At 46.5% G+C, this 12,361-nt stretch carries 10 protein-coding genes and 1 pseudogene; 2 read left to right on the top strand and 9 right to left on the bottom strand.

Translation table 11 applies throughout. From position 1 onward, the window contains the following. Window positions 1-50 precede the first annotated feature (50 nt). Genes glmS through LZT22_RS07360 form a run of 5 tightly spaced genes read right to left on the bottom strand, consistent with a single transcriptional unit; the run spans window position 51 to window position 5,481 of the window. The gene (glmS, locus tag LZT22_RS07380; RefSeq protein WP_233924433.1) at window positions 51-1,883 is read right to left on the bottom strand and encodes a glutamine--fructose-6-phosphate transaminase (isomerizing); all 1,833 of its coding nucleotides are present in this window, start codon (window positions 1,881-1,883) and stop codon (window positions 51-53) included. After that, complete coding sequence (gene glmU / locus LZT22_RS07375; RefSeq protein ID WP_233924432.1) at window positions 1,884-3,329, bottom strand: bifunctional UDP-N-acetylglucosamine diphosphorylase/glucosamine-1-phosphate N-acetyltransferase GlmU; 1,446 nt, start codon at window positions 3,327-3,329, stop codon at window positions 1,884-1,886. Continuing rightward, a complete protein-coding gene (gene ttcA / locus LZT22_RS07370; protein ID WP_233924431.1) occupies window positions 3,326-4,231 on the bottom strand; it encodes a tRNA 2-thiocytidine(32) synthetase TtcA in 906 nt (301 codons plus the stop codon). The genes glmU and ttcA overlap by 4 nt, the downstream gene beginning before the upstream one ends. A 20-nt stretch (window positions 4,232-4,251) precedes the next feature. Then, entirely contained in the window at window positions 4,252-4,647 is a 396-nt protein-coding gene (locus tag LZT22_RS07365; protein ID WP_233924430.1) for a dihydroneopterin aldolase, read from the bottom strand. A 9-nt stretch (window positions 4,648-4,656) separates the two neighbouring features. Further along, window positions 4,657-5,481, bottom strand: coding sequence for an SDR family oxidoreductase (locus tag LZT22_RS07360; protein ID WP_233924429.1), 825 nt, complete (start codon window positions 5,479-5,481; stop codon window positions 4,657-4,659). Between the two features lie 43 nt (window positions 5,482-5,524). Between LZT22_RS07360 and LZT22_RS07355 the strand changes: the two genes are divergently transcribed. Further along, window positions 5,525-6,706: a class I SAM-dependent methyltransferase gene (locus LZT22_RS07355; protein WP_233924428.1), complete on the top strand. Its 1,182-nt coding sequence runs from the start codon at window positions 5,525-5,527 to the stop codon at window positions 6,704-6,706. Window positions 6,707-6,725: 19 nt separating this feature from the next. Here LZT22_RS07355 and LZT22_RS07350 read toward each other — a convergent pair whose 3' ends face one another. Genes LZT22_RS07350 through LZT22_RS07340 form a run of 3 tightly spaced genes read right to left on the bottom strand, consistent with a single transcriptional unit; the run spans window position 6,726 to window position 10,701 of the window. Then, window positions 6,726-7,880 (bottom strand): polynucleotide adenylyltransferase, encoded by a 1,155-nt coding sequence (locus tag LZT22_RS07350; RefSeq protein ID WP_233924427.1) that lies wholly within the window; start codon window positions 7,878-7,880, stop codon window positions 6,726-6,728. After that, complete coding sequence (locus LZT22_RS07345) at window positions 7,877-8,788, bottom strand: complex I NDUFA9 subunit family protein (protein ID WP_233924426.1); 912 nt, start codon at window positions 8,786-8,788, stop codon at window positions 7,877-7,879. The genes LZT22_RS07350 and LZT22_RS07345 overlap by 4 nt, the downstream gene beginning before the upstream one ends. After that, the gene (locus LZT22_RS07340) at window positions 8,785-10,701 is read right to left on the bottom strand and encodes a transglycosylase SLT domain-containing protein (RefSeq protein ID WP_370635206.1); all 1,917 of its coding nucleotides are present in this window, start codon (window positions 10,699-10,701) and stop codon (window positions 8,785-8,787) included. The genes LZT22_RS07345 and LZT22_RS07340 overlap by 4 nt, the downstream gene beginning before the upstream one ends. Before the next feature lie 147 nt (window positions 10,702-10,848). On the opposite strand from LZT22_RS07340, the gene LZT22_RS07335 reads away from it, so the two are divergent. Then, complete coding sequence (locus LZT22_RS07335) at window positions 10,849-11,466, top strand: 5-formyltetrahydrofolate cyclo-ligase (protein WP_233924424.1); 618 nt, start codon at window positions 10,849-10,851, stop codon at window positions 11,464-11,466. 25 nt (window positions 11,467-11,491) lie between these two features. On the opposite strand, the pseudogene metF reads toward LZT22_RS07335, so the two are convergent. Continuing rightward, window positions 11,492-12,331: pseudogene (gene metF / locus LZT22_RS07330) on the bottom strand (methylenetetrahydrofolate reductase [NAD(P)H]); the annotation flags it as partial. Window positions 12,332-12,361 lie beyond the last annotated feature (30 nt).

Here is a 12,361-nt window from a genome sequence, read left to right as displayed (position 1 = left end):
TTTAAACACAAATGTGCATTTTCCCCTGATTCTTAAAGGGATTAAATGAACTACTCCACCGTCACGCTTTTAGCTAAATTACGGGGTTTATCGACGTCGGTACCCCGCGCACAAGCAGTATGGTAAGCCAATAATTGCAGGGGGACCACCTGCAAGATGGGCGAGAGATCGCCATAGTACTCGGGCAGGCCGATGACATGAATACCGTCACTACTTTTCATTTGTGTATCGCGGTCGGTAAACACATACAACACCCCGCCCCGGGCTTTGACTTCCTGCATATTCGATTTTAATTTTTCCAATAAAGCATCATTGGGCGCAACCGTAACAACCGGCATTTTTTCGGTTACTAGCGCCAACGGCCCATGCTTTAACTCACCAGCAGGATAAGCCTCGGCATGAATATAAGAAATTTCTTTTAACTTAAGAGCACCTTCGAGGGCAATGGGATAGTACAAACCACGTCCTAAAAAAAGCACGTTTTCACATTTCGCAAATGCTTCGCTCCAAGCAATGATTTGTGGCTCGAGAGCCAAAACCGCATATAAGGCTTTAGGCAATCGGCGCAAGCGACGTAGTAAGTCTTTTTCTGCCTCGGGATTTAAGGCCCCAGCACGCTTGGCAATAGAGGCAGCTAATATATACAGCGCCACTAACTGCGTGGTAAAGGCCTTGGTTGAGGCTACGCCAATTTCAGTACCCGCTTTAGTAATAAAATGCCATGGTGTTTCACGCACCATTGCACTACTAGCCACATTACAAATTGCCAACGTAAAACGCTGTCCCAAACTTTTAGCGTGACGTAAAGCAGCGAGCGTATCGGCAGTTTCCCCCGATTGAGATATCACGATTACCAAGGTATTTGGCTTGGAAACCGTTTTTCGATAACGATACTCACTAGCAATTTCAACTTGCGTTGAAATACCACCTAAGTCTTCAAGCCAATACTTACCAACACAGGCGGCATAATAACTCGTGCCACAAGCCAAAATTAAAATTTGCTCAAACTCTAACCACTGCTGCGGGTTAGCGCCAAATAATTCTGGACCAAAGCTGCTCACATTCGCCAAGGTATCTGCAATAGCGCGGGGTTGTTCAAAAATTTCTTTCTGCATGAAATGGCGATAAGGGCCTAAATCAACGGCCTCAGCCTGTGCTGGCATGGGCTTACTTTCACGCGTTAAAATTACCCCGTCATGATCTATTATTTGAATGGTGCTGCTTGTGACGATAGCAATATCGCCCTCCTCTAAATAAAGCATCGATTCAGCTTTACCCGCTAGTGCTAGCGCATCTGATGCTAAGAAATTTTCTTGCCGGCCAAATGCTGCAACCAAGGGCGATCCCGCTCTGGCGCCAATCAGGGTTTGCGGATTGTCTTGCGCTATTACCGCTATCGCATAAGCGCCATACAAACGGGGCAACACCAACCGTACTGCCAAAGCTAAATTTCGTTCGACTTGTGCGGCATAAACTTGGTGAATTAAATGGGCAATGACCTCGGTATCAGTTTCTGAAGTAAAAATGTAGCCTGCTTGCATTAATTCAGCGCGTAAGCTTTCATAATTTTCAATAATGCCGTTATGCACTACCGCAATCAAATTTTGTGAAATGTGGGGATGCGCGTTTTCCGTATCTGGCTTACCGTGAGTGGCCCAGCGGGTGTGTGCAATACCTAGCGTGCCTGAAAATTGATTGGCTTGCGCAGCTAAATCGGCAACGCGCGCAGTAGTGCGGGCCCGCTCAATTGGATGCAGGGGGTTTGCTGCATTAATCAGGGCAAACCCACAAGAGTCGTAGCCGCGATACTCTAAGCGGCGTAAACCCTCAATGAGAATTTCAACGACATTATGTGCTGACACTGCACCAACTATGCCGCACATTTATTTTTTTCCCTTGCTTGATAATTTTTTCTTTGCAAGTACTTTTTTTTCTGGACGTTGCCATGGCACTGAAACTTGTTTAGTGCGTGATACGGTCAGTTGATTTGCAGGAGCATCTTTAGTTAAGGTGGTGCCCGCACCTAATGTAGCTCCGCGCCCTACTTTAACTGGAGCAACCAGTTGCGTATCTGAGCCGATAAAGACATCATCTTCAATAATGGTTTGATGCTTGCTAACCCCATCATAATTACAAGTAATTGTGCCCGCCCCAATGTTCACGCGCTTACCCACGGTGGCGTCACCCACATACGCTAAATGATTAGCTTTACTGTGCGCACCCAATTGACTATTTTTTACTTCGACAAAATTACCAATATGAACATCGTTAGCTAAATTAGCGCCAGGCCGTAAACGTGCGTAGGGGCCAATGCTGCAATCATCACTAATTATTGCCCCATCTAGATGGCTAAAGGCTTGAATTACTACGCGCTTGCCAACTTGGGTATTTCTTAAAACACAGTTAGGCCCGACCTGAACCCCTGTTGCTAAGGAAACGTCGCCCTCAAACACGCAGCCAATATCAATGAAGACATCTTGACCACATGTTAATTTACCCCGCACATCAAGGCGCGTAGGATCGGCGAGAGAAACGCCATTACTTAATAAATTGCTCGCAATTTCCTGCTGAGCAATCCGCTCTAAGGCGGCTAGTTGAGCGCGATCATTAACGCCAAGCGTTTCCCATACATTCGTGGCCTGGGTAGTGCGAATCGGTACGCCATCTTTAACGGCCATCGCAATTACATCGGTTAAATAATATTCTCCCTGCGCATTACTAGCCTTTAAAGCCTTGAGCCAACGCTTTAGATGCTGGCTTGGCAACACCATCATGCCGGTATTAATTTCTTGAATTGTGCGTTGCTGCCGAGTGGCGTCTTTTTCTTCAACAATAGCCGTTACTTCACCTGCAGAATTGCGCATAATGCGGCCGTACCCCTGAGGATCTACCATGTCTTGCGTCAATAGGGCTAAAGCTGAATCTTGACCCGCAACACCATCGGCCAATTGAATTAAGCGCTTTAAGGTCGAGGGGCTAATTAAAGGTACATCACCATATAAAACTAGGGTTGGCACAGCTGGGTTTAATTTGGGCAAGGCTTGCAATAAGGCATGTCCCGTTCCATTTTGCTTGGCCTGTAAAACGGTATCTATTTTGGTGGCGAGTTTTAAGGTGGCTTTATTTTGTTCTGCAAAAGTCATTAAAAATTGGCTTACGAGCGGCGCACCGTGGCCAATGACTACCAGTGGAGCTGTTTTGGGGCTAATACTCAAGGCAGTTTCAAGTACATGCTGCAACATGGGCTTACCAGCCAATCTTTGCATTACTTTAGGCAAGGCAGAGCGCATGCGCTGACCTTGTCCGGCTGCCAGAATAACGATATTCATAAGCTTGCAGTATAAGTGCCTAGGGGGCCGCTTGTATTTGTAGGCAGTGCTGGAGTGCTCTCATCAAACGCTTTATCCCCATCTCGTTCGGGCATGAAGCCTGCTAGCGCTTCGGCTAATTCAAGATTTTTAAAGTTAAATGCGGTGCTATCAAGTAAATGCGAAGGCACAATTTGATGCAGTGCGCGAAACACATTTTCGACTCTACCAGGATTTTTTTTCTCCCAATCGCGTAACATTTGCTTCATTGCACCGCGTTGCAAATTGGGTTGGCTGCCACAAAGATCACAGGGAATAATCGGAAACTGCATGACGCCAGCATAACGCTCAAGTAAGCGCTCTGGCACATAGGCCAGTGGACGAATCACAATATGTTTACCGTCATCAGAACGTAATTTAGGCGGCATCGCCTTTAATTTTCCACCATAGAATATATTCAGCAAGAAGGTTTCTAAAATGTCGTCACGATGATGGCTTAGAGCAATTTTAGTTGCGCCTAACTCGCTCGCAACGCGGTATAAGATGCCACGCCGCAAACGCGAACACAAGCCACAGGTTGTTTTCCCTTCGGGAATCACACGCTTCACAATACTATAGGTGTCTTGTGTCTCAATATGAAATGGGACAGGTAGGCTAGCCAAATAATTAGGTAATGTAGCGGTCGGAAAATTAGGTTGCTTCTGATCTAAGTTAACCGCAATGATGTCAAATTGAATTGGTGCTCGCTCTCTGAGCTTCAACAAAATATCAAGTAAGCTGTAACTATCTTTGCCGCCAGAGACGCAGACCATTACCGTGTCGCCAGGGCTGATCATATTAAAGTCACCAATCGCTTGGCCAACCATGCGAGTTAATTTCTTTTCTAGCTTATTTTCCTCAAATACAACTTTGCGGGCATCCATTTTATTCGGCCTATAACTTATTAAGTTGGCTTGATACGAAAAATTTCAACCCCCACCGAAGCGCAGTCGGGATAAACATCGGGCTTTGCAGTAGAAATGCGCACTGCAACCACCTTCGGGTGCTCCAGCATCGCATCGGCTATCGTGTCACATAAAGTTTCTTGTAAATGAATATGGCCCTTTTGGGTGCGTAAGCGTATGGTTTCCCGCATAAAGTCATAATCAACGACTTCCTCTAAGCGATCTTCTTTAGGCGTATTGATTTGAATTGGAATATACAAATCGACATTGAGAATCACGCGCTGCTCGGCTTTCTTTTCATGATCATGCACGCCAATGTTGATATATACCTCGTAATCTTCTAAAAATAAACGTCGGTACTCCATTAGATTTAGGAGGGGATGAGTGACTTGCATAAATTTGACCTAAGGTGTGGTAAACATAATATCGCGGGTAGAGGGGAATAAATGTTGGCCCCCGTCAACGTAAAGTGTAGTGCCAGTTATCGCTTTAGCGGTGGCTAAAAATACCGCTGCTTTGCCAATATCTTCCGCACTTGATGATCTTCCTAAGGGCGTCATTTGATGTGCCTGAGAAAATCCCAATGGAGTTTGGTCGCCCGAAGGCATCGTAATACCAGGAGCTAGACCGACAACACGCAGTTGCGGAGCAAAATCTAAGGCTAATAATTGGATTGCGCCTTGTAGTGCATATTTTGAAAGCGTATAGGAAAAGTAATCGGGATTGGGATTGATTAATTTTTGATCAAGTAATTGAATAGCGGCCGGTATAAAAGTGCGCTCTGTATTGCTGGTAATGCTAGATTGGGTTTTTTGCTGCAGATACATTAACTGGGTTAATAAAATGGGCGCTGCTAAATTCAACTTCATAGTGTCAAGCAAAAATGGGGTTCGCAAAGGATTTTCAAGCGAACTGGGCCGATCGTATTCAAAGCTAGCGGCGCTGTTAACTAAACACGCTAATGGACCAAAAGCCGTCTCAACGCTCGTAAATAACTGCTGTATGTCGGCTTCCATGGTTAAATCGGCTTGAAAGATTAAGCAACGACGGTTGAGTGACGTAATTTCAGCTTGGGTAGCCTGGGCTTCAGCATGCGAATGACCGTAATGTAAAGCAATATCCCAGCCCTGCCGAGCAAACTCAAGGGCGATCTCGCGACCCAAGCGTTTAGCGGCACCGGTAATTAATACGGGCCGATTTGGGTGTTGGTTGGAAGGGCTAATGCTCATGCAAACTGAAACTCTCTTAGACTTGTGAGTTATGGATATTACCTTGAGCAGATCAGAAATGGAGCGCACCCAGTTACTCCAGCAAAAAATTAAGGCCAAAATTAGCCAAAATGGGGGGTGGATTCCATTTTCAAATTACATGGAAATGGTGCTATATACCCCGGAATATGGCTATTACAGTGCTGGTTTGCCTAAATTTGGCCCTGCGGGCGATTTCATTACCGCTCCCGAACTAACACCCCTATTTGGCCAAACCATTGCCGCATGTTTAGCTCCCTGCTTGCATGCCCTGCAGCAAGCCGGCTTACCAACCCGTATTTTAGAGTTTGGTGCTGGCAGTGGAAAACTGGCAGAAACCCTTGTGCAGCAGCTCAGCCAACTTGGGGCGCCGCTGGCGCACTATGACTTTCTGGAAATTTCGCCCGATCTGGCAAAACGCCAACAAGCGCGCTTAGCAGAAGCCAAAAAGCAGCATGCTTGGCACACTGAACTAGGTTGGTTACAAGCAATGCCCAATGCATTTGTTGGCATCATCTTAGCGAATGAAGTTTTAGATGCTTTATCTTGTGAAGTCATCAAGCTGCAGCAAGGTCGCTGGTTTTTTCAAGGCGTTGGTGTTGTAGCTGAGCAGTTGCAGTGGTCAACTGGTGGAGAGGTGCCGACGGACTGGCTACCCCAAAACTTGCAAAATACCGATAACTTTCCTGAAGACTACACCACAGAAATTCATCCCCAAGCAAATGCCTGGATTCACACGCTCGCTAGCAGCTTACAAACCGGCTTATTTTTAAGTTTTGATTATGGCTTTCCGGCTCATGAGTTTTATCACCCGCAGCGTCAAGCGGGGTCGCTTATGGTTCACCATCGCCACCATAGCATTACTGATCCCTTTTATCTGCCAGGTTTATGTGATTTAACTAGCCATGTTGAATGGAGTGGCGTTAGTAACACAGCAATAGATGCTGGCGCAGATGCGCTTTATCTAAATAATCAGGCCAGTTTTCTGCTGGAGGCGGGCATTAGCGATTTAGCTTTACAAGCTGGCAATCCAAATAATCCAAAACAATTTTTACCCATTTCTCAAGCACTCCAAAAATTATTATCGGAAGCAGAAATGGGTGAGCTTTTTAAAGTCTTTGCTTTTACCAAAAACCTACGCACTTTTTTTCCCTTAGCAAAGGATTTATCGATATTGCCAGGTTTAGGTGGACGCAATCGCCTCTAGTTAAATAAGTTAAGGCGAGTTAGCAATAAGGCTCAATGGCCTTTAAGCGAGCTGCCTCGATGGCGATTCGAATCGCCTCCCCCGGATTGTTCTGGGCGCCAACTGACTGAGTATTGAGGTCTTGCAGGCGCGTATTCGCCTGCGCAATTTGTGCAGCGTCAACCGCTTGCGCGGCCTCTAATGCTAATCGTAAAGGCTCGGTAAGATAATTCAATTGTTGCAGTAAATGCAAGAGTGCATGGGTACGTTCGGGTTTGCGCCAGACATCAGCCCGATTAAACCAAGTCATTACCCCATGTGCGCTCAGCGGGCCTGCCAATACTAAATTCCGTAAAGCAGAAAAAAGAATGGCATAGTCACGAATTCGATGCGGCATGCGCACGTGTTCGGCCCATTGGGTAATATCGGCAGCTGATAAATTACTTAATACGACTGCACAAACATCGGCGGCTTTATCTTCACTGAGCGAAATTAAATTCAGCGCTATTGCTAAGGCTTTTGCCGCCTGCACATCGGCGAGCTGCTCCTCTGTGCCGTGAGCCAGCAGTATTGCCGCTGCCCCCGTTGCCTGAAACACCTCAAGCATCCGTAAGGGCTGAGTAGACCCAAAACCGCGTGATATTTCTTGCCAAACTCGCTCAGCCGATAAATCTTGTAACTCGCCAGAGCGGACAATGGTTTGCGCTACCTGCATTGTTTCTGGTGCAATTGCAAAGCTAGGCAGCGCTGCTGCAAACCGCGCCAGCCGTAATAAACGTAAAGGATCTTCGGCAAATGTAGGCGAAACATGGCGCAATATGCGGGCTGCTAAATCGGCTTGGCCGCCATAGGGATCAATAATCGGCCCACTTAATTGCCCCGCGCTATCCAGCGCTTGTGCCATCGCATTAATTGTTAAGTCACGTCGCCCCAGATCTTCCTCCAAGCTGACATCGGGTTCAGCATGAAATGTAAAGCCCTGATAACCTCGACCTGTTTTACGTTCGGTGCGCGCTAAAGCATATTCTGCTTGCGTAGTCGGATGCAGGAACACCGGAAATTCACTGCCTACTGGTCGATACCCCAAAGCACTCATTTCAGCAGGGCTAGAGCCCACTACAACATAGTCAATATCATGCACTGGCAAGCCTAATAAAGCATCGCGAATGGCGCCGCCGACAGCATATATTTTCACGTCAGCATACTTTCTAGACGCTTACGAGCAAGGCCAAAATCGAGGGTGAGGGCATCGCGCCCATTGCTAGGTAATACATTAGGTAAACGCATTGAGGCAATATTATCGCGCGACATGAGGATGGGGCCTGGACCATATTCAAAAGCCAAAGCCTGCAAATAGCCGATTGCCGCTGGCAGAGGAATAATCCAGCCTGGGGCATCCGCTTTACGAGCAGCAAATCGAACTAGGTCGGCCATCGAGAAAATTTCTGGGCCGACTAAATCAAAAACCTGATGAATGGTCTGCGGGCGCTGTAACGATTGAATAAAAGCCGTGGCGACATCATCCACACTTACAGGTTGAAATAAAGCCGTCGAATGGGCTAAGGGAATGACCGGAAAAATTTTAGTTAGCTTAACAAAGAGATTAATAAATTGATCCTCTGCCCCAAAAATTACGGAGGGTCGAAAGATAGTCCAATCTAAATGACTTTCTTTCACTAATTTTTCACCATCGCCTTTACTGCGTTGATACATTGAGGGGCCATTAGTATCTGCGCCTAGGGCACTCATGTGTAAATAGCGTTTTAACTTATTTGCCTTCATTGCGGCAATGATGTTGCGGGGTAAATCGACATGCGCCTGCTGAAAAAACTTGCCGTAGGGCTGGGCGGGCCGATCGTGCAACATGCCGATTAAATTAATCACCGCGCCCTGTTCAGTGAGTTGGGAACAAAGCGCCTGAATTACTTGGGCTTGATTGACATCGGCTTCTTGGAGATGAATATTGGGCAACAAGCGCAGATCGCGCGCGGCAGCTAAATGACGGGTTGGCAATAAGACTGAATAGCCTGCCGTTTGCAGTTTACGAGCGAGTACACGCCCCACAAATCCATTACCACCAATTAATAAAATTTGATATTTCATGGTAACTCGCTTTGATTTGCAGTTTTAGGCGCAATCACCCCAAGGCGTTGCTTAAGAGATGGTGTTTGTCCTGAGATCACCGTGGTGTAATAGTTAGCATTGGCTAGGACATTTTTAACATAGGTACGCGTTTCATTAAACGGAATCGTCTCAATAAAAATCGCCCCCTCTACAGGTCGTTCTAATTTTTCACGCCATTGTTTTGGCCTTGATGGGCCCGCGTTATAAGCTGCTGAGGCTAATACCCAAGAACCGTCGAGGTCTAGTAAAACCATATTTAAATAATTGCTTCCCAAGATCATATTGGTATTAGAGTCTTTTAATTGTTCAGTGGTAAATGAATTCATGCCAATTTTTTTTGCCACATACTTGGCCGTAGTTGGCATGACCTGCATTAGTCCAGATGCGCCGACTGAGGAGGCAGCATTAATGATAAAACGGGATTCCTGTCGGATCAGCCCATAAGCCCAAGCTAAATTTAAATTGATTTCACGGGCAATTGGCGTTAGCTCATCACGAAAAGGCATGGGGTAACGTAAACTCAAATCATGGTCGATTTTGGTTCGATCGGCTGAACTAACAACCCGATCAAACAGTTGTACTCGTTTGGCGTATTCAGCAGCAGCGATGAGTTGCTTATCTGTCATGCCCCGCAACTCCCAATTCCACTCGCGATTGCCTTCAAAGCGTAAATTCATGGCATAAAGCTTCGCACCCCTATTAAAACCCCGGCGCTCTGATAATGCCTTGACATCTTGCTCGGCAATCTTGGAGTGCACCGTGGCGCTATGCGCACCTTTGCCTAGCTCTTCACGCGCTAATTGCCCATAGAAATTAAATTGATCTTGAATGGCTTCAAACTGCTCACGCGCCCGCTGCTCAATTTTAGGATCTTGGGCGGCCGTTGCTTTCAGTGCACGCCCATACCAATAGGTCCAAGCGGGGTCTCGCTGGCGCACTGCCGGATTCATCCCCTCAATGGCCTCTTTAACCAAGACCCAGTCTTGGGCGCGCAGTGCCGCGCGTACTTTCCATTCTTGTGATTCGGTTGAAAGTAATTCATTAAAACCTAAATTTTGTTGTTCACGATACGCATCATCTGCTTTGGGGTCGAATTTTTTAGCTAAAAATTGACCAATAACACCCCAGGCAAGGGCTTGATTTTCTTTGTTGAAGCGGCTGCTATTTTGCAAAAAGTCGTTATATGTTTTACGCGGATCTTTGCTCGCACTCTTCACTATCTCGGCAATGGGATCTTCTCCGCCAATACGCCGCGACATCGTGTCATAACCCATTTCTGCAGCCGCCCGCCCAACTGCCTTTGCCTCACTAATACTCAGGCCATTCGCTGCCACTAAGAGCGGTACTAATTCTTGGCAGGCTTGCCCAAAATAACGGGGATCAATCAACACGGCTTTTGCTTCGATGCTGACTTTTTCTGCGCTTTCTCCTTTTGCTAAGCGAGATTGAAGGGCATAGCATTTCACCGCAGTATCGTCATCCAAGACAAACTTGGCATACTCAGCATCAAAATTACTCCAATCTTTTCTACGCCCCAAAACCAATAGCCAGTCATTGCGCATCCGATCGGCTAGCGCAGTTCCCTGATATTGATTTAAAAAGGCCTTAACCTGGTTGTCAGCTGAAGTATCGGCCCGGGCAGCGCCGCCACCATCAAAAAGTTGCGGCTTTATTCTAAAGTAGGTGACATAATCGTCAAACTCGTAATTGGCGAGACTACTAGCCAATTGCTGGGCACGAAAAACATCATTACGCTTAGCTGCTTCACGTAAATCAATAAATTCCTTGTCAGCCGGACTTAGCTCATCCGCATTTATTTTACTGGCATAGGATTGCGGTAACTTAGACTTTTTAGTTGCCGCTTCGACAGCGGTAACACCTAATAAAGCCATGCATAAAAGCCCTGCTACTAGGTCTAGTAGCCATTTTTTACTTAAATTCTGCTTTGGTACTAACTCTTGCATTGGCTGGTCGACAAGCCGATTGGATTGCTGCATGTTAAATTGACTTTCTATTCTTTCAACATAATACTGTTTACCATGACAATTGATCCCTTCCAAGAGCTCCGCAAAGATTTGCTTGGGCAGCGTATCGCTTTCACGCGCGCGAATGACTACATTGATTTAAAGGATAGGCTGATTTTGGCGCTAAATCAATTTCTAGCTGGGCCGGGAGCAGGTATTGAATCCATTGCACTATATAGCCCCATCCGCAATGAGGTTGATTTTCGTCCCGCCCTAATACATTGGGCACAACAGGCTAGCTCTCGAAAGTTAGCCCTGCCTTTAGGGCTAGCCAATAAGCAACTTGATTTTTATGAATGGCGCAGTGGCGATGCATTGATTAAAAATAATTTTGGCATTCTCGAGCCTAACCCCCACAACCTAGAGCGCCCGAAAATAGATCCCGATTGCATTCTTCTGCCCGTTGTAGGATGGTCGCGATCACAAGAAAATGGTCACTCACGTTATTGGCGTCTTGGCTATGGCGGCGGCTACTTTGATCGCACCCTGCTAGCCCTCAAAACCCGCAAGCCAAGCACGATGAATATTGGGGTTGGCTTCGATTGGCAAGAATTAAGCCCGTCTCAATGGAAGCCTCAAGCCCACGATCAAGCCTTAACTTATTTGCTCACCGAATCGGGACTGCACCAATAAGTGCTGGGGCTTACTTGAGTGCGTATTATTGTTGGCCGAGACTTAAATTATTGGCAATTGCCAAAATAGCATTTGCCTGGTTTAAAGCATAAAAATGGAAACCGGGCGCTCCCGCTACAAGCAGTTGATCGCAGAGATCGGTAATGACCTCCTCACCAAATGCGCGAATCGATGCAACATCATCGCCGTAAGATAAAAGCCGTAGACGAATCCAGCGCGGTACCTCTGCGCCACAAGAATCAGAGAAACGAATTAACTGACTACTATTGGTAATGGGCATGATGCCCGCAATAATGGGTTGAGTCACACCTAGCGCAAAAGCCTCATCGACAAAACGAAAATAGGCATCGCTATTAAAAAAATACTGGGTTATGGCTGAATTTGCACCCGCCTGCATTTTTTGCGCAAAGAAAGCAACATCGCTGGCTGGTGAGCGCGCTTGCGGATGCATTTCAGGATAGGCGGCGACATCGATATGAAACCAATCACCTGTTTCGGCACGTATAAATTCTACTAACTCATTGGCATGATGAAACTCACCATATTGCCCCATTCCTGAAGGCAGATCGCCACGCAAGGCGACGAGGCGATGAATGCCTAAATCACGATATTGCATCAACATCATTCGAACGTTTTCTTTAGAGCTGCCGACACAAGATAAATGAGGTGCAACCATTTGGCCAGCCGTGTGAATTTCACTGACGACTTTTAAAGTGCCTGCCTGTGTCGAACCGCCAGCGCCAAAAGTTACCGAGTAAAAAGCGGGCTTAAGCTCGGCGGTTAAACGCTCGCGTACGAGCCGTAATTTTTCCTCACCCTCGTTTGTTTTTGGCGGAAAAAATTCGACGCTCAGTTCCATAATCTTGGCCTGTTCTGCAAATTGAGAAGTTTTGCT

The sequence above is a fragment of the Polynucleobacter sp. IMCC 29146 genome (assembly GCF_021395195.1).
Lineage (GTDB): Bacteria > Pseudomonadota > Gammaproteobacteria > Burkholderiales > Burkholderiaceae > Polynucleobacter.
The sequence above is the reverse complement of the archived record's forward strand: the minus strand, read 5'-3'. Positions and strand labels throughout refer to the sequence as shown.

Bases quoted from the DNA above. Each gene is read 5' to 3' on its own strand.
- ttcA (WP_233924431.1), bottom strand. From the start codon at position 4,231: ATGGATGCCCGCAAAGTTGTATTTGAGGAAAATAAGCTAGAAAAGAAA.
- LZT22_RS07345 (WP_233924426.1), bottom strand. From the start codon at position 8,788: ATGAAATATCAAATTTTATTAATTGGTGGTAATGGATTTGTGGGGCGT.
- glmU (WP_233924432.1), bottom strand. From the start codon at position 3,329: ATGAATATCGTTATTCTGGCAGCCGGACAAGGTCAGCGCATGCGCTCT.
- LZT22_RS07340 (WP_370635206.1), bottom strand. From the start codon at position 10,701: ATGGCTTTATTAGGTGTTACCGCTGTCGAAGCGGCAACTAAAAAGTCT.
- LZT22_RS07365 (WP_233924430.1), bottom strand. From the start codon at position 4,647: ATGCAAGTCACTCATCCCCTCCTAAATCTAATGGAGTACCGACGTTTA.
- LZT22_RS07335 (WP_233924424.1), top strand. From the start codon at position 10,849: ATGACAATTGATCCCTTCCAAGAGCTCCGCAAAGATTTGCTTGGGCAG.
- LZT22_RS07360 (WP_233924429.1), bottom strand. From the start codon at position 5,481: ATGAGCATTAGCCCTTCCAACCAACACCCAAATCGGCCCGTATTAATT.
- glmS (WP_233924433.1), bottom strand. From the start codon at position 1,883: ATGTGCGGCATAGTTGGTGCAGTGTCAGCACATAATGTCGTTGAAATT.